This is a genomic window from Endozoicomonas sp. ALB091, assembly GCF_049310265.1.
In the GTDB taxonomy this organism is placed as follows: domain Bacteria; phylum Pseudomonadota; class Gammaproteobacteria; order Pseudomonadales; family Endozoicomonadaceae; genus Endozoicomonas.
Genome location: NZ_JBLYNQ010000007.1, coordinates 930,843 through 949,834, shown reverse-complemented (window position 1 = coordinate 949,834; position 18,992 = coordinate 930,843). Strand labels below are relative to the sequence as shown.

Sequence of the window (18,992 nt, the reverse complement as noted above, 5' to 3'; positions counted from 1 at the left end):
TATACAATTTTATCGATGCAGGAGGTATATAGATATAAATTCATTGTCGTTTAATTCGACCCAGACTTTAACAGGCCAGCATTGGTTACCGGATTCATGGCTCCTTTGATGATCCCGGGATAACCCGGAAATAACTCTGGACAGCCTCCCGGGGGACACAAAATATTGTCACCTGCCATGGGCATTTGGCGGCTCTATCGGGAAGCCTGCTCTATCATCGTTTTATACCCGTTACTGTCTGCTGCCGTGGATTCGCCCTCTGTGTGGGCGCGGCCGGTTTCATCAGGAAAGGCTTCATCAAGCCCGCGTTTTTTAGCGGGTTGCGGTTTAGAGACTTTTTTCAGTTTTTTGATGTCCAGGTCTCTCCTCAACTGAGCCGCCTTGAGCAACAGTCGTTTTCCCTTGTACCTATGTTCCGGAAATTTTTCGCCACCACGCAGATACAGATGACCCAGGCTACTCATGGCCAGATGAGACCCCAGCTCAATGGCTTTCAGGTACCAGCGCTCCGCTTCAAGCAGATCTATCTTAAAGCCCTCGCCACCATACTGATATAGGCGACCCAGCATGTACATGGCTGAAGCTATAATGGCTGGATCTTTTCCCAGCTCAATCACCTTGAGCAACAAGGTTTTCGCCTGGTGCAGATCTGCCGGAAAGTTCTCGCCACCATGCAGATACAGGCTTCCCAGGTGATGCATGGCTAGAACATATCTCAGCTCAACCGCCTTGAGCCACCAGGATTTCGCCTGGTGTAGATCTTGCTCAAAGCCCTTGTCACCCTTAAAACAGTGCCAGCCCAGATTGGACATGGCTCCGGAATCCCCAAGCCCAGCCGCCTTGAACAACAGGAACTTTCCCTGATCCTGATGATCTGCCGGTAAGCCCTCGCCGCCATCCAGATACAGTAGGGCCAGGTTATTCATGGCGCAGGCATCCCCCAATCCAGCTGCCTTCAGGTACCAGTGCTCCGATTTGCTTAGATCTACCACAATGCCCTCACCACCATCCTTGAAAAGATTCCCCAGGTTTCTCAGACCGATCGGGTCGGATCCACCCCTTCCGGCCAGCAGCAGGGCAGCATCGAGATGCTTATTGGCAACGGCCAGGGCCAGGGGAGTTTCACCCGCAGTTTGGCCCGCATCCACCTTCGCTCCCCGTTGCAGCAGGGCCTGGATGATCTTGATATCACCCTCCTCTGCCGCGTTGACCATCTGATTCTTCCAGCCCCGGGGCAGGGGCAGGTTTTTCACCACCATATTTTTAATGACTTCCTGCCCGTAAGGGCAGGTCACGTAGTCTTTTGTCCAGCGGGAAAGGCACTTAAAGTGAAACTTATGCCCGCAGGGTCTGGCAATAGCGACGTGCCTGCCCACAAACTTCCGATTTTTGGGTGAGTAGAGGTCATCATGGCAGATCGGGCAGGTTGGGGGCTCGGTGGGTACAACAACTGCTGTACTGAAGGGCACGCTGTTCACGCCAGGTAACTTCCTTGCGTTTTGGGATTGTTACTCTGACTGTGTTGATCTCAAAAATATCCCGTAACAGGTTCTGAAAATATCAAAAAACAGCTTTATAGATTTCATGAATTCCAGAACAGGGCAAAATATCCAAAAAAAAGTGGTTATACAGTCATAACGTACACATTTTTATGGATGCAGGAAGTATAGAGATACAAATTTATTGTCGTTTAAGTAGGCCTGAACTTTAACAGGCCAGCATTGGTTACCGGATTCATGGCTCCTGTGGATGGGCGTGGCCGGGTTCATCAGGAAAGGCTTCATCAAACCCGCGTTTTTTAGCGGGTTGCGGTTTAGAGAGTTCTTCCAGTTTTTTCATGGCCCGGGCATTCCCCAATTCAGCCGCCTTCTGGTACCAGCTCTGCGCTTTGCCGGGATCTGTCGGAAAGTCCGTTCTACCATACTCATACAGCTGGCCCAGGCAGTACATGGCGACAGCATCACCCAGCCCGGCCGCCTTGAGCAACAGGCGTTTTCCCTTGTGCGGATTTGCCGGAAAGTCTTTGCCACCGCGCAGATACAGGACAGCCAAATTGTTCATGGCCGCAGAGCACCTCCGCTTGATCGCGTGCAGATACCAGTGCTCCGCTTTGCGCAGATCTATCTTGAAGCCCACGCCACCATGGTGATACAGGTTGCCAAGGTTGTACATGGCTCCAACACTCCCCAGCCCGGCCGCCTTGAACAACAGGAACGTTCCCCGGTCCGGATCTGCCTCAAAGCCCTCGCCACCATACTGATACAGGTAACCCAGATTGCTCATGGCCAGAACAATCCCCCTCCCAGCCGCCTCCCGGTACCAGTACTCCGCTTTACGCAGATCTACCCCAAAGCCCTCGCCACCATGATGATACAGGTGAGCCAGGAGGCACATGGCTGAAGCATCCCCCAGCACGGCCGCCCTAAGTAACCAGCACTCCGCTTTGCGCAGATCGACCGGAACGCCCTCGCCACCAAACCTGTACAAACGCCCCAGTTCTCTCAGACCGACCAGGTCGGCCCCCCCCCGGTCGGCCAGTAGCAGAGCAACATCGAGGTGCTTATTGGTAGCGGCCAGAGCCAGTGGTGTTTTACCCGGGCTCTGGCCCGCATCCACGTCCGCACCCAGGTTCAGCAGAACCCGGATGATCCCGATATCGCCTTGTTTTGCCGCATTGGTCATCTGCTGCTGCCAGCCCCCGGGCAAGGTCCGGTTTTCCAACAACATATCCTCAATGGCCCTTCGCCCGTAAGGGCACTCAAGATGATCCTTTCTCCAGCGATCAAGGCATTTAAAGTGGAATTTATGCCCGCAGGGCCTGGCTGTGGCGACGTACCTGCCCGCAAACTCGGGATTTTCAGGTCGGTAGAGATCATCGTGGCAGATCGGGCAGTTTGGGGGGGCAGTGGGTATGACTGCTGCAATGGACGAAACACGGTTCATCTAAGGTACCCCTTGCGTGTTTGGGTTGGTTACTCAGACCGGGTAGAACCCAAAAATATCCAGTACCAGGCTCTGAAAATCTCAATGATCATCAACGGGTCACATCTGTGCCGGGAATAATTGCAGCTTTGTGATTAACGCTTGTAGCTGATCTGTCGGGAAGCCCTCGTTAACACCGTTTTATGCCTCCAGCCCCGGATTCGCCTTCCGGGCAGGCGTGGTCGGGTTCATCAGGAAAGGCTTCATCAAACCCGCGTTTTTTAGCGGGTTGCGGTTCAGGGAGTTTTTTCAGGTTTCTCATGGCCGAGGCATCTCCCAGCCCAGCCGCCTTGAGAAACAAGGCTCTTGCCTGGGGCAGATCTACCTCAAAGCCCTCGCCACCATCCCTGTAAAGGCAGCCCAGGTTGTTCATGGCTGAAGCGTTTCCCAGCCCGACCGCCCTGAGCAACAAGCGTTTCCCTTGCTCCGGATTCGCTGGCAAGCCCTCGCCACCGTACAAATACAGGAGGCCCAGGTTGTTCATGGCCACAGAATACTCCAGCCGAACCGCTTCCAGGTACCAGTGCTCCGCTTTGCACAGATCTACCGCAAAGTCCTTGCTACCATGCTCATACAGGTAGCCCAGGTTGTTCATGGCCATAACATCCCCCAGCTCAGCTGCATTTAGATACCATCGTTCCGCTTCATGCAGATCTACCTCAAAGCCCACGCCACCATGCTGATACAGTAAGCCCAGGTTGTACATGGCTGACTCTTCATCCAGCCCGGCCGCCTTGAACAACAGGAACTTCCCTTGCTCCGGATTCGCTGGCAAGCCCTTGCCACCTTCCAAATACAGGAAGCCCAGGTTGTTCATGGCACCAGTATGCCCATGCTCAATCGCCTTTAAGTACCAGAGCTCAGCTTCGTGCAGATTGACCGGAAAGTCCTTGCCACCATGCTCATTCAGGTAGCCCAGATTGTACATGGATATGGCATCATCCAGTCTGGCCGCTTTAATGTACCATCGTTCTGCCTCACGGAGATCTACCGGAAAGTCCGCTCCACCTTGCTCATAGAGTTCGCCCAGGTTGTACATGGCAACAGTGTTATCCAGATCAGCCGCCTTTTGCAGCCAGTATTTTGCCTTGTGCAGATCTGCCGGAAAGCCCTCGCCACCATTGTTATACAGGAGGCCCAGGTTGTTCATGGCTAAGTCATTCCCCAGCATGGCTGCCTTCATATACCAGCGCTCCGCTACATGCAGATTTACCTCAATGCCCTCGCCACCATCCTGGAACAGATCCCCCAGCTTGCACAGACCGATCGGGTCGGGTCCTCCCCTGCTGGCCAGCAGCAGGGCAACCTCAAGATGCTTGTTGGTAGCGGCCCAGACCAGGGGGGAAGGCTCCCCTGGCTGGCCTGCACCCACGTCTGCCCCCCGGTTCAGCAGGGCACGGATGGTCCTGATATCGCCCTCCTTTGCTGCCGTGATCATCTGCTGCCGCCAGTCCGGGGGCAGGGTGAGGATTTCCAGCTCTACGGTCTCAATGACTCTGCGCCCCACGGGGCACGTCAGGTGATCATCGGTCCAGGTGGTAAGGCAGTTAAGGTGGAATTTATGTCCGCAAGGCCTGGCTATGGTGACGTGCCTGCCCGCAAATTCCGGGTCTTCAGGTCGGTAGAGATCATCGTGGCATATCGGGCAGATTGCATTCTCAGTGGGTATGGCTTCTGCCGGACTGGAGGGAATGCTGTCCATGTAAGAGACTTTTTCACTTACGTTTTCTGGGTTGGTTACTCAGACCGGGTAAACGCCAAAAAGATCCAATAACCAGGCGCTAAAAACTCAAAAAAAGACCTGCAGGATCCGATACCTGTCGTGTTTTCCAACGACCGCGATGAGCATGAAGATTTGTACCTTGAGAAAAGACGACGATCACCAAATAAAGCACCAGTCTTCAGCGCAATAGGGCGTCAGAAACACAGGCGTTGCCAGGGGGGGCGGGTGCAGGCCAGTGAGTCCACCGCCCCCTGACCGCTATGGACCCCGCCTTCAGAGGCTGTTGCACCCCTGGCCAGATGTTCTATGCCATGATTTGGAATCAGTTCAAGGTCATCTGCCTCGGACCAGGATTGAAAGGCCGCTGGCCACTGATACTGCAGATAATGGTGCAACTCATGGGCCCGTTGACCAAAAGGCCCCATACCGGCAGCAATGCCATTAAATTCGATCAGTTTCGGGCCAGACTCTGCATCGTCCATAAAGTCTGTGCGCATCAGCAGCATGGGCAGCCGTCTGGCAGGCTTGGTGCTGCTGTGGATGTTCTGGTGCTGCTCCAGCAGGCTGGCAAAAAAGACATCGCCACTGCACAGCGGCTCAATGGCATCCAGAAGAAAACCATGGTCTTCTGAAACACCGTGAATCAGCTTGCCCATCAATGGCACAATGGATTTCAACAATTCAAAGCGTTCACGCCCGATCAGGGTGGGGGCAAAGCTGAAGGCACAGTGTCGTGCAGAATCTTTGGCGGTTTTTACCGCCATGCCGTGCATCAGTGACCACTCAATGGCGTCCTGAACGGCATAGTTGATTTGGGTGTTGTTCATCAGTGAATCCTCAGCCAACAGAACCGGTACCGGGTTGACATCAGTTTAACAATAGAGACGGGGACGGACGGGAAAAGAGCTAAAGGTCGGTGAGCTGCCTTTTATTACCCATAAAAAACCTTTCCGGGAGGGCAGAATTGCCAACCGGTTTTTTATTCCTGAAATGGATTGCCAGTAAACCTGAATTCAGGGCCATGACTTTAACGGTATAGCCCATTTTTTCCAAGTTCTTCCGGGTTAAGTAGCTAACCATATGAAATCATATATTTCTGACTCCTTGTGCTGGCACTCCCGGCAACTGCTCCTGCGTTGCTCTAGCTCCTGCATCCATGCAGTCGTGCTTCGTTACAACTCCGGTCACATGGCTACGGCTATGCTCCCTCCGTTGTGCCTCGCATAGTACCAGCCCAAGTAGCCAGAAATATTCGATTCCATATGGCCAGCTACTTAACGGAAAGCGCTTGCCATCTTTTTCACAAACAGAGAGCCCATGCTGGCTATGGCCCTGGGGCACCCTCCCCTGACAGCCTTGTTTAACCAGTATTTCGCCTGCTGAAGATTTACCGGGAAGTCATTGCCACCTTTGAGATAAATGGAGCCCAGGCAGGACATGGCCTTGACACTCCCCAGCCCGGCCGCCTTCAGGTAACAGCTTTCCGCCTGGTGCAGATCTGCCGGGAGGTTCCTGTCACCATCGCGGAACAGATTCCCCAGTTTGAACAGACTGATCGGGTCAGATGTTCCCCTGCTGGCCAACAGCAGAGCTGCATCAAAGTGCTTTGTCTCCACAGCCCAGGCCAGGGGGGTATCCCCCTCGGCTTTGTTCGCATCCACGTCTGCACCCCGGTTCAGCAGGGCCTGGATGATCTCGATATTGCCCTCTTTTGCTGCAATAACCATCATCTCCTGCCAGTCTCGGGGCAGGTTCAGCATTACCACTACCTCCTCAATGACTACCCGGTCGAAAGGGCATGTCAGTTTTTCTTCTATCCAGGGAGCATTGCACTCAAAGTGGAATTTATGTCCGCAGGGCTTGACCAGGGCGATGCGTCTGCCCGCAAATTGCGGATGTTCGGGAGGTAAGATTTTTTCCAAACAGACCGGGCAATTAGTGAAATAGTCCACTGGGACCACTCCGGCACTGGGTGGAGGGTTATTCATGTCACACATTCCTTTACGTTTTTACGACTTGATTATTTTGAAACGTAAAGTACTTGATCATTTGCTTTCGCAAAAATCACTGACCGATTGGTTAGTTATGCTAACGTGTCGATCCACAAAAAATGTGTTGCTTATTACGCGGATAAAATTGATTCGGCTTTGAGATATACCCCGGGGAAATATGAAACGATAGTGCATTTTTTCGATGAGGTTGATGGGGAGGTCAATGGCAGGCCAATGGTTGAAAAAATATTCGCTCCCGGCAGGAGCGAATATTCTTATCCGCTTTTATGCCGTTTCAACAGTCACTTTGAAGAAGATGGCATAAAACAGTGGAATAACCACCAGGGTCAGAATGGTGGCAAACAGCAGACCAAACATAATGGTCACTGCCATACTTTTAAAGAACGGATCAACCAATAGCGGAGCCACGCCCAGTATGGTGGTCAGGGCACCCAGCAACACCGGACGGGCACGGCTGAGGGCGGCATCAATAATGGCATGATACGCCGGTTTCCCACCTTTGCTTTCCACATCCGCCTGGTCCACCAGAACAATCGCATTCTTTACCATCATGCCGATCAGGCTTAAAAAGCCCAGTATCGCCATAAATTCGAAAGGCGTCTGAAAGATTACCAGCTCGATAGTGACGCCCACCAGTGCCAGCGGTGCGGTCAGCCAGATGACCAGGGGCTGGCGCAGGGCGTTGAACATAAAGATGACCGACAGGATCATGGCGGCAAAACCATAAGGCGCAGAAATCACCAGTCCTTCATTAGCGTCCCTTGAGGCTTTGTATTCACCATACCAGGTCAGCTGATAGCCGGGAGGCAGTTCAATCGCTTCGATTTTGCTGCGGATATTGTTGAATGCATCCGCCGTCAGGACACCGGGTGCCGGGTCGCCCTGTACAAGAATGGTAGGTACGCGGTCAATACGACGCAAGATGGCATCCTGATAGACGACATCGACTGAATCGATCAACTGACTCACCGGAATAAAGCGCTGCGCCACCTGACTGAACACTTCGGTATTTTCGATAGCCCGTTGATGGTTGCGTTCATCCTCGGGTGAGCGGACCACAATAGGAATCAGCTCATTACCCTCACGGTACACCCCGACGTTTCGGCCAGTCAGTGTCTGGGTAATGGCCTGGTTGATCTCCGGTGTGGTCAGGCCGAAACGTTGCGCTTCTTCAGCTGCGTATACCGGACGCAGGACAGGTACCTGCTGGTGCCAGTCGTCCTGAATCGCAATCAGGTCAGGTTCATTCAGCATGATTGTTTTGGCCTGCTCAGCCAGTTGACGCAACACCTGACTGTCCGGACTCTCGAAACCGGCTTCGATCTTCTTGCCACCACCGCGGCCCAGCATAAACTTCCAGGCTTTTATTGATGCGTCGGGGTATTTGGTGTCCAGTTCTGTTTGCAGTTCGCTCAATAACGGCGCAATTCGGGTGTAATCATCAATATCAATCAGCAGCTGACCGTAGCTTGGGTTCCGCGCCTCTGGCGAATAGGTCAGCATAAAGCGCAGTCCGCCGCCGCCAATAAAGCTGGTGATATTGGTGATGCCTTCTTTAGCTTTTACATCCTGCTCGATATCAGCAACCACTGCTTCGGTACGCTTGATATCGGAACCCTGTGGCAGATAGACGTCCACCACAAACTGTGCGCGTTGTGAATCAGGCATAAAGCCGGGAGGCACAAACTGCACACCCCAGATGGTTACTGCCATTGTGGCCAGTAGCAGTACTGAACTTACCAGACGATGGTTAATAACCCATACCAGCAGCGCTTTATAGGCCGTGATCATTCGACCTGGCTTTGGGGCCGCCTTGCTGGTATTCACTTTCATAAAGTCATGGCAGAGCATTGGGGTGACTGTGACCGCAAATACCCAGCTGAACAGCATGGAGTAGAGGATTACCCAGAACAGTGAACCGGCGTATTCCCCCATATCCGACGGTGACAGACCAATGGCACTGAAGGCACAGATGCCCACAACGGTTCCGCCCAGCAATGGCCACTGACGCACGCACCGAATCGGATTGCATGGAAATCACATCCAGCTCCATGCCCAGTGGTCGCTGGTTTTCCAGTTCAGCAATCCGTGCCTTGACCGCATCGCCCATATCCACCACGTTGCCACCGGTGACATTGGAGATACCAAACCCAATGGCCCGTTCGCCGTTATAGCGCATCAGCATGGAGGCCGGTTCCCGGTATCCCCGGGTCACATCGGCAATATCGCCCAGGCGGAGTACGGCGTTGTTTTCACCAACGCCGACCTGCAGATTTTTCAGGTCAGTAAAGGAGTGTACGCTGGCGGAGGGAATCACTGGAATGCGCATGGCATCAGTAGCAAGACTGCCGGCAACGGCCACCAGGTTCTGTTTTTGCAGTACCTGAAGGACTTTCTCTGCCGACAGGCCGTACCTGGCCATCCGTTCACTGGATATTTCGACGAAAATGGTTTCCTGTTGTTCGGCCAGCGTGGCTGTTTTGGCTACGCCCGGCACCAGTACCAGCTCACGACGCAGGGTGTCGACATAATCCTGCAGTTGCCGGTCACTGAACCCTTCACCGGTTACGGCAAAGAAGAGGGCATAAACATCGGCGAAATCATCATTAACGATGGATGGGCCGGCACCGGGCGGCAGTTGCCGTTGAACATCACTGATTTTCCGCCGCAGTTTGTCCCAGACCTGCTGTAAATCCCCGGAGCTTTTGGCAAATTCCAGCTGGATTTCAACGGTCACTTCGGACATGCCCTGTTTGGAGACGGACTTTACTTCCTTTAGCTCCTGCAGGGATTGAACCGCACCTTCGATCAGGTCTGTGACTTCATCGGCTACTTCCTGAGCGGTGGCACCATTATAAGGCGTATTAATGACCGCCTGACGAATAACGAATTCAGGGTCTTCAAAGCGACCCAGTTTCAGGTAGCTGATATAGCCGCCGATCAGGGTCAGGGCGATAATCACCCAGACACTGGTGCGTTTTGCGATGGTGTAGCGTGCAATATCCATGCATCAGACTCCAGAACTTTTCTGGGTGGAGCCATCAGCGTTTCTGATAAGAGAGCCATCAGCTTTTTTGATGAAAGAGCCATCAGCTTTTCCAGAGCCTTTCGTGGCTTTTTCAGCAGAGCTATCGGTATATGGGCGAACTTCCATGCCCTCTTTAAGGCTGGAGACACCGGCGATAATGACCCGTTCACCGGTGGTCAGGTGTTGTCTGATCTCAATGCGGTTGTTATTCAGGTTGCCCACTTTGACAAAACGTTTTTTCACCCGGCTGTCACTGCCAACCACCCAGACAAACTGGCCGCCCTGATTGTCCGGAACCACTGCCGTCAGCGGAACGGTGATGGTTGCCAGAGCGCCTTCCGCCCGGGTGCTGGACGCAGTGACTTTAACAGCCATGCCCGGCAGAACGCGGAAGCCCTTGAGGTCATTAAATCCGAATACCACCGGATAATTCCGCATTGACTGTCGCCTGATTCTGCTCGGAAAGCATCATCTGATGGGGGAGGTTAATCACAACTTCCAGGTCACTCAGGTCATGCAGCACCAGCACTGGCGCATTGGCCTGGATCTGGATCTGGATATGGTTGTCCACCAGTTTACGACCGATGATGCCGTCAAAAGGTGCTCGCAGCTCGGTGTACTCATGCTGTCGTTTTGCTTCATCGACACGGTTCCGGGCCAGATTGAATCGGGTGGTGATGGCGTCCAGATCACTTTTGGAAATCGCCCGGCTTTTGTCAAAAATCGCTTTGGCGCGATTATAGTCATCCTCTGCACTTTGCAGCTCAAGCTCCGCCGATGCAAGTGCTGTTTTGGCATCCCGGGCATCCAGTTTGGCCAGCAGATCCCCCTGTTTGATGTAATCACCTTCTTTTACCCGGATGTTGGTGATCAGTCGACCTACACGAAAGGCAAGGTTGGCTCGTTCAGCGGACCACACCATTAAAACTGAGTTCATCATTGATACTGCTGCTGACCACTTCTGTCAGAGCAGGTTGAATAACGACAGTTTTTGTTTGAGCAACGTCTTCTTGACCGCACCCTCCAAGAAGGAGTGATGCCAGGGCAATGGCAGCTGCCCGTCTGGTGATTTGTATGGATGTCAGCATAGTGACCGGTCTCTAAAAAAATCTGATCCGATGTGATCAAGGTAGGAGGAAAACTATTTCCTGAAGTTGTGTTCGGGAGGCTTATAACTCAGAAGTAAACGTTTGAGTTTATAGTATGCTTGCGTTAAAAAAATGTAAACTTCGTAGTGTACTATGCATATTGCTTTCTTTGCCCCCGTTCTTGTTCAGGGTTTGGAAATAGCAGAGCTTAACGTTGAACAAGCCGACGCAAAAAGTGAGAACAATCGAATAAAGCAAAATATTTTTCACGGCAAAAGTAATTGCTTATGGCCTTGTGTAGTCCAAAGCAATCTTACCAAAACTGAAATAACGACAAAAAGTCATCTAGCCTCCTAGTAGATGGTTTCAATGAGTTTGACTGGTTGTCGTGCCTCCACACTCCGTTCGTCCTGAGCCTGTCGAAGGACGGAAACTCCGGACTCTGATAGATCGTGCCAAGCCCCCTTAGTCCGCGCATCCTGAGCGGAGACGATGGACGCTCAGGGTGAACGGAGATTGTACACGTCAAACTCATTGAAACGATGTACTAGTGTATGCCTTTGTTTTTTACTCATACGACAATGGCGCTCTAAATATCTAACAGAGACAACATCTATTATGGAGTAAATTGTGCAACCATTTTCTTCAACTCATGTACCAATGTCAGATGTAACCAGCAATCCCTCCTTTAACGAACCAGCAAAAACAAATCCCTCTGGTACATTAGGAAAGTTTGCAGTTGCTGTCCAGTCAGGTATTACCACTTTTTTCAGTTCTCTCTCTCCCAATTATGTTCCTGAACATCAACGACAAACCAATCAGCCAACTGCCCCGGTTGTCAATATGCTGCCTGCTGAAAATAAAAACGACAAAACAAGTTTAGTGGCTGATGTCGTCCAGGGAGTTGGGCTGGCCAGCAAGGTACTTTCCTGCTGGGTACCCAATGTCAGTGAAGTGAGCGATGCGGTAGGAACACTCTGTTCTTCCTTTTCCCTGGCTCATAGCCTGGACAATATGGCCAAGTCGGGTAAAGAGCCAACCAGCGGTTCGGAAAATGTGCCAAAACCCCATTCGCAAGAGATCACCAATAAACACCAGGAAGATGAAAAGCAGGGCAAGCCGGTAACCGCTTCCAACACAACAAACAGTGTGTCCGGTCCGGCCATTGCAACCGTCACACTGATGGCGATGGATCGGCTAGCGAGTGCTGCGGCCCTGCCCGAAGAAGGAAAACCAGGGTCCAGGAACAACCCGATATGCGTGAATGGCAGTGAAATATGCGTGAATGGCAGTGAAATACTGGGCAAAATCGGTCAGGAAGGCTATCCCCCGAACGGTTCCTACCGTCAGACAAAAAGTTTCAGCCACAACAGCGGTGTGGCTATTGGTAGCGTGAGCACACCATTCACGGGGCGTTATGATGGAGGCGGTCATACCATCAGAGACCCACAGCGCTGCCTATTCAGCAAGCTTGGGCGTGGTGCCATCGTGCATGACCTGAATGTCGCCAATGGAGTTATCGAAAACAGTGATCGGTACTCAGCGGCACTGGCCTGTGAAATGGGTGAACAATCAACGGTTCGCAACATCCTTGTCGAGGATACCAGCATTATCAACAAGCGGGCTTCTAATCGTACCTCCACTGGCGTCATCACCGGACTGCAGCAAACAGACAGCCTGATTGAGTGCGCTGTTGTGAAAAACTGTTCGGTCACCACCTCTGAGCGTTACTCAGTTGCAGGTATCGGTGCTGGCAAGATGTCTGGAGAGATTGAGCATCTGGCAGTCACCGATAGTTGGGTACTAACCATGGGTGGCCTGGCTCATGCCGGGATTGGCGGCGGCCAAGTGTGCGGTGATATCCGGAACATAACGGTGGTAAAGAGCAGGGTCACTACCGATGGTAAGCATGCGAATGTCGCCATTGGTGGCGGGATGGTTGGTGGTTTCGGAACTCATTGCGAACCCGGGCTTGATGGTTCCGTCAATGATCTTGTTGCCCTGGACAGCTACGTTAGAACGGAAGGCTCCCGGGCCTATGCCGGCATTGGTGGCGGGATGGTGGCTGGTGAGGTCAGGGGGGGCATTGCCATTAACTGTAATGTTACAACGGCGAATAATAGGCGTGCGGGTATTGATTCCGGTTATAGTCATGGTAATAAAACAACGGAAATACGAACGTTGAACAGCTGGGTTAACGGTGACTTACAAAACTCTGACTCTGTATATTCACCCGAACTATGCCGTACCGTCGATTCCCGTTTAGTGAACGATGATTGTCAGCTAACTGACTCACTCACTGAAGACCATTGGTATCGGAATTGTTCAACATCTACTGCTTCATCTACTGCCTCATCTACTGACTCCGCACCTGCCCGTTCAACTGCTACCCGGCAACATAGCCGGTTCCTGCAGCCAGCTTCAGCCACCACCAATAAAACCGTGATGGCTGATACAACCTCACAACAACCGGCAATGACACAACTCAATGAAAAGGTAACGGCCGACACAACCAGCTCGCAGTCCAGACCAACTCTGACAAGCCAGGCCACCTTGGGCCAAAGGGCAATGACCAACACAACCAGCCCGCTGTCCGGCCCAACTCTGACAAGCCAGCCCCCCGTGGACAAAACGGCAATGGCCAGCCCAACCAGTCCGCTGTCCAGCCCAACTCTGACAAGCCAGGCCACCTTGGGCCAAAGGGCAATGGCCAACACAACCAGCCCGCTGTCCAGCCCAACTCTGACAACCCCGGCCCCGCTCAACGAAATGGTCATGTCCAATACGGCCATTACAGGGCACACCATGACAACGCCGTTACCGACCATCAATGCCACGGTCACTACCACAGCACCATTGGCAATGGCTGCAATGACAACCACAGCACCAGTGACGGAAAACGGGGTGACGTTACCGGAAGCATCAGTGACATTTGCTGGCATGCCCCCAACAACGGTACTGCCCACCACCCCCCCACTGGTTACAATCCCGAACACCGGGCTGATCCTGGGTGTCAGCCTGGGTACAGCTTTCACGATCCTTGCAGGCATTGGTCTATACGCTTTCTACCAATACCACCGTCGGGGCGAGGCACCGAAACAAGCGGAACCCGAAATACCTTTGGAACCCTTAAACCAGCAGGCCAATAACTGATTGTATCCATTTATGAATGTTCTGCTGCCTGCATGGCTGGCTTGCAGGCAGCGGATTCCTCCTGGCAGCAGTGCTGGCTTTCTGCCTGTTTGAAACTGTGTTGACAACATTATGGAGAACAATACATGCAATCACATTTACCATTGAACGCTACTCTGACCGCCCCGTTCTTGTTCAGGGTTTGGAAATAGCAGAGCTCAACGTTGAACAAGCCGACGCAAAAAGTGAGAACAATCGAATAAAGCAAAATATCTTTCACGGCAAAAGAAATTGCTTATGACTTTATGTAGTCCAAAGCAATCTTACCAAAACTGAAATAATGACAAAAAGCCATCTAGCCTCCTAGGTGTATGCCTTTGTTTTTTACTCATACGACAATGGCACTCTCAATGTATAACCGAGACAACATTTATGGAGTAAATTGTGCAGCCATTTTCTTCAACTCATGCACCAATGACAGATGTAACCAGTAATCCCTACCTTAACGAACCAGCAAAAACCAAACCCACTGGTACATTAGGAAAGTTTGCAGTTGCTGTCCAGTCAGGTGTTACCTCCTTCTTCAGCTCTCTCTCTCCCAATTATATTCCTGAGCATCAACGACAAACCAGCCAGCCAGCTGCACCGGTTGCCAATACGCTGCCTGCTGACAATAAAAACGACAAAACAAGCCTGGCGGATAGTGTCGTCCAGGGGGTTGGGCTGGCCAGTAAGGTACTTTCCTGCTGGGTACCCAATGTGAGTGCAGTGAGCGATGCGATAGGAACCATCTGTTCTTACGTTTCTCTGGCGAATAGCCTGGATAATATGGCCGTGTCGGGAAAGTCTGGTAAAGAGCCAGCCAGCGGTTCAGACAATGTGTCAAAACACCATTCGCAAAAGGTCACTGATAAAAAACAGGAAGATGAAAAGCCAGACAAGCCGGTAACCGCTTCGGGCACAGCAAAACGTGTATCAGGTCCGGCCATGGCAACCGCCACCCTGATGGCGATGGACCGGCTGGCGGGTGCTGCGGCCCTGCCTGCAGAAGGCAGACCCGGGGCCTGGAACAACCCGATACCCGTTGAGGATAGCGCAACACTGGGCAAAATCGGCCGTAACGATAGCTATCCCCCGGACGCTCATTATCAGCAGACTCGAAGCTTCAGCCATAACACCAGTGTTCCGGTTGGCAGTGACAGCACGCCATTTCAGGGCCATTACGACGGTGGGTGCCATACCATAAGCGATCTGCAGGACTGTTTGTTCGGTGAACTCGGGTCCGGTGCCGACGTTAAGAACCTGCGTATTGCCAATGCCACCATTGATCAAACCGGCAAGCAGCACTCTGCCGTATTGGCCTGTAAAATGTCCGGTGGCTCTGCGGTCAGTGATGTCCGGATTGAACATGGCAGCGTGGCAACCAGGCAAGGGGTAATATCCTCAGAGTCGGTCAGTACCGCCGGGGTAATTACCGGGCTACAGGGTAAAAAGAGCGTTCTGAAAGACATTGAGATTGTTAACTGCTCAGTCACTTCTTCAGGGCGGAACACAGATACCGGAGCCGGGGGAGGATGGGTTGATGGTAATATCGAGCGCTTGACCGTTAGAGACACTCAGGTTACCAGTGCAGGGGCTTATTCTCCAGCAGGCATAGGTGGTGGCCTGGTCACTGGCCAGATAAAACAACTCACCGTAGTCAACGGTCAGGTCACAACGACGGGAACCAGCGGGCATGCTGCCATTGGTGGTGGGCAGGTTGGCAGAGTGTTTCCGCCTGTTGCTGGCAAGGTCAGTGAACTTGTTGCCCTGAAAAGCCGGGTCAACATAGAAAATGATCACAGCTTTGCTGCTATTGGCGGTGGCCTTGTAGCTGGTCAGCAAAGTGAGATCAACGGCATAACGGCTATCGATTGTTCTGTTTCAGCCAGTCAGAACCTTTCCTGGATTGCGATTGGTGCCGGTTGGAACATGGGGCAAGTTGCTGATACCACCGCAGTGAACAGTTCAGTCACCGGGCGTTTTGCAGATATTGGGAAGGCACTCGGTTCAGGCAGCGAGAAGGGGACCGCCTCCCTGAACAGCCAGGTTAATGGTGAATTGAAAAACTTTGGCAATGTTACCTTACCCGGTTTATGTCGTACGGCTGATGCACGTTTTGTGACCAGTGATTGTCAGCTGAACCCTGATTCACTCACCGGAGATCATTGGAACTGTTCAAGCTCCACTGCTACTTCGGCCCCGGTTCCTCAGCCAACGACATTACCCATCACGGAAACCGTGACAGCAAATCCAATCACACAACCAGCAACCGATGCACTGACAACGCCGACAACCATGCATAAAACAGCGCTGTCCCATACCACCACACCGCTTCCTGGCAGCAAACCATTGACCGGAACGTCGGCTGCACCGGACAGTCCGATACTGGTCGCGGATAGCGAAACACTGGGCAAAATCGGTCAGCCAGGCTATCCCCTGGACGGTCACTACCTTCAGACAAAAAGTTTCAGCCATAACAACAGTGTGACCATTGGGAGCTGGAGCACGCCATTCAAGGGGGATTATGATGGGGGGTGTCATACCATCAGTGATCCGGAGGGTTGCCTATTCGGCAAGCTTGGGCGTGATGCCATTGTGCATGACCTGCATGTCGCCAATGGAGCCATCGAAAACAGTGATCGGTTCTCAGCGGCACTGGCTTGTGAAATGGGCGAACAATCAACGGTTCGCGACATCCTTGTCGAGGATACCAGCATTATCAACGAGCGGGCTGCTAATCTTTTTAGTCGTACCTCCACTGGCGTCATCACCGGACAGCAGGAAACAGGCAGCCTGATTGAGGGCGTTGATGTGAAAAACAGTTCGGTCACAACCACTGGCAACTTTTCCCCGGCCGGCATTGGCAGTGGTACGACCAGGGGACAGATGAAGAATATGAATGTCGCAGACAGTCAGGTCACCACCTCTGGCCGTCACTCAGATGCGGGTATCGGCGCTGGCAGGATGGCTGGACAGGGTGAGCATCTGGCAGTAACCGATAGCCGGGTAGAAACCCGGGGTAGCCATTCTAATGCCGGGATTGGAGGGGGCAAAATCACCGGGGATATTGAGCATCTGACGGTTCTGTCAAGTAATGTCAGCACTGATCAGTTCTCATCCGATGCCGGCATTGGCGGCGGTGAAGTGGCCGGTGATATCCGCACCATGACGGTGATCAAGAGCCATGTCACCACCAAAGCTCCCATAGCTTATGCAGGCATTGGTGGCGGACAGGTTGGCATGAGGCCCAGTCTTAGACCTTTTGGCGGCGGAGGCCAACTTATCAGGGGTTCCGTCAATGATCTCGTTGCCGTGGACAGCCACGTAAGGACGGAAGGCCGTTTGGCACATGCCGGCATTGGTGGCGGGGTGGTGAATGATGAGGTCAGAGGGATCAGCGCTATTGACTGTTCTGTTTCAACGGCGGATGGGAGTGGGGGTATTGGTGCCGGTCGTAAGGCCGGCAGTACAGCGGATATACGATCATTGAACAGCCAGGTTAATGGTGAGCTGGAAAACTTTGGCTCTGCAGATTCATCCGAATTATGCCGTACCGCTGACTCCCGTTTTGTAACCGATGATTGCCAACTCACGTCGGGCTCACTCACTGAAGACCATTGGCATTGGAACTGTTCAGCAACATCTATTGCTGCTACACCTGCCCATTCACCTGCTGTCCGGCAATATAGCCCGCAGACAGCGGCATCCTCGACCAATAACCCTGCGATGGCTGATACAACCTCACAACAACCGGCAATGACATCACTCAATAAAACGACAATGGACAGCACAAGCAGCCTGCTGTCCAGCCATACTCAGACTACCCCGGCACCATACAACAAGACGACAATGGACAGCACAGTCAGCTCGCTGTCCAGCCATACTCTGACCACCCCGGCACCATTCAATAAAACGGCAATGGACAGCACAACCAGCCCGCTGTCCAGCCATACTCAGACTACCCCAGCACCATTCAACAAAACGGCAATGGACAGCACAGCCAGCCCGCTGTCCAGCCATACTCTGACCACCCCGGCACCATTCAACAAAACGGCAATGGACAGCACAACCAGCCCGCTGTCCAGCCATACTCAGACTACCCCGGCACCATTCAACAAAACGGCAATGGACAGCACAGCCAGCCCGCTGTCCAGCCATACTCAGACTACCCCAGCACCATTCAACAAAACGGCAATGGACAGCACAGCCAGCATGCTGTCCAGCCATACACAGACCACCCCGGTGCCATTCAACAAAGCGACAATGGACAGAACTACCAGCCCGCCGTCCAGCCATACACAGACCACCCCGGTGCCATTCAACAAAGCGACAATGGACAGAACTACCAGCCCGCTGGCCGTCCAGCCATACTCAGACTACCCCGGCACCACTGGGCAAAACGGCAATGGCCAACACAAGCACTCCGTTGTCCAGTCCTGCTCTGACCACCCCGGCATTGCTCAACGAAATGGTAATGTCCAATACAACCATTACAGGAAACACCATCTCAACGCCGTTACCGTCCATCAATGCCACGATCACTCCCACAACACCATTGGCAACGGCGGCAATGACAACCTCAGCACCAGTAACGGAAACCGTGGTGACGTTACCGGAAGCATCAATGACATTCTCCGGCATGCCCCCGGCAACGGCACTGCCCGTCACGCCTGCACCATTGGCTGGAACCATCAGTACCTGGGTTGTCCTGGGTGTCAGCCTGGGTACCGCTGTCACGATCCTTGCGGGCATTGGTCTATGCGCTCTCTACCAACACTATCATCGTCGGGACGAGGCACAGCAACCAGCGGATCCTGAAATACCTTTGGAACACTTAAATCAGCAGGCCAATAACTGATCGAGCCATTTATGCAGGTGATGCTGCCCGCATGGGGTGAAATAATCTTGGTCGCGAATCTGGGCGACTATTCAGTTTATACTCACATTGGGCAGCCTCCCGAAAAAGGCTGATGGTATGCGGTGTA

General features: G+C 52.8%; 11 protein-coding genes. 2 read left to right on the top strand and 9 right to left on the bottom strand.

What is annotated here, in order from left to right; translation table 11 throughout:
- Positions 1–194 precede the first annotated feature (194 nt).
- The 9 genes from ACO6UX_RS15915 to ACO6UX_RS15875 all read right to left on the bottom strand — a co-directional run bounded on the left by ACO6UX_RS15915 (position 195) and on the right by ACO6UX_RS15875 (position 10,685).
- Complete coding sequence (locus ACO6UX_RS15915) at positions 195–1,478, bottom strand: RING finger domain-containing protein (RefSeq protein ID WP_422449224.1); 1,284 nt, start codon at positions 1,476–1,478, stop codon at positions 195–197.
- Positions 1,479–1,734: 256 nt separating this feature from the next.
- Positions 1,735–2,943, bottom strand: a complete 1,209-nt coding sequence (locus tag ACO6UX_RS15910; RefSeq protein WP_422449222.1) for an RING finger domain-containing protein — start codon at positions 2,941–2,943, stop codon at positions 1,735–1,737.
- A 169-nt stretch (positions 2,944–3,112) separates the two neighbouring features.
- Entirely contained in the window at positions 3,113–4,684 is a 1,572-nt protein-coding gene (locus tag ACO6UX_RS15905; RefSeq protein ID WP_422449220.1) for an RING finger domain-containing protein, read from the bottom strand.
- Between the two features lie 215 nt (positions 4,685–4,899).
- A complete protein-coding gene (locus ACO6UX_RS15900; RefSeq protein WP_422449218.1) occupies positions 4,900–5,532 on the bottom strand; it encodes a hypothetical protein in 633 nt (210 codons plus the stop codon).
- A 447-nt stretch (positions 5,533–5,979) separates the two neighbouring features.
- Positions 5,980–6,693: an SEL1-like repeat protein gene (locus tag ACO6UX_RS15895; RefSeq protein WP_422449216.1), complete on the bottom strand. Its 714-nt coding sequence runs from the start codon at positions 6,691–6,693 to the stop codon at positions 5,980–5,982.
- 288 nt (positions 6,694–6,981) lie between these two features.
- Positions 6,982–8,607, bottom strand: a complete 1,626-nt coding sequence (locus ACO6UX_RS15890) for an efflux RND transporter permease subunit (protein ID WP_422449568.1) — start codon at positions 8,605–8,607, stop codon at positions 6,982–6,984.
- On the bottom strand, positions 8,555–9,724 hold the full coding sequence (locus ACO6UX_RS15885) for an efflux RND transporter permease subunit (protein ID WP_422449214.1): 1,170 nt from the start codon (positions 9,722–9,724) through the stop codon (positions 8,555–8,557). Before ACO6UX_RS15885 ends, ACO6UX_RS15890 begins: the two co-directional genes overlap by 53 nt.
- A 3-nt stretch (positions 9,725–9,727) precedes the next feature.
- On the bottom strand, positions 9,728–10,183 hold the full coding sequence (locus ACO6UX_RS15880; protein ID WP_422449212.1) for an efflux RND transporter periplasmic adaptor subunit: 456 nt from the start codon (positions 10,181–10,183) through the stop codon (positions 9,728–9,730).
- Positions 10,152–10,685: an efflux RND transporter periplasmic adaptor subunit gene (locus tag ACO6UX_RS15875; protein ID WP_422449210.1), complete on the bottom strand. Its 534-nt coding sequence runs from the start codon at positions 10,683–10,685 to the stop codon at positions 10,152–10,154. Before ACO6UX_RS15875 ends, ACO6UX_RS15880 begins: the two co-directional genes overlap by 32 nt.
- A 778-nt stretch (positions 10,686–11,463) precedes the next feature.
- Here ACO6UX_RS15875 and ACO6UX_RS15870 point away from each other — a divergent pair.
- Both ACO6UX_RS15870 and ACO6UX_RS15865 read left to right on the top strand, forming a co-directional pair.
- Positions 11,464–13,986, top strand: a complete 2,523-nt coding sequence (locus tag ACO6UX_RS15870) for a hypothetical protein (RefSeq protein ID WP_422449208.1) — start codon at positions 11,464–11,466, stop codon at positions 13,984–13,986.
- Positions 13,987–14,409: 423 nt separating this feature from the next.
- Positions 14,410–18,825, top strand: a complete 4,416-nt coding sequence (locus ACO6UX_RS15865; protein WP_422449206.1) for a hypothetical protein — start codon at positions 14,410–14,412, stop codon at positions 18,823–18,825.
- Positions 18,826–18,992: the final 167 nt, after the last annotated feature.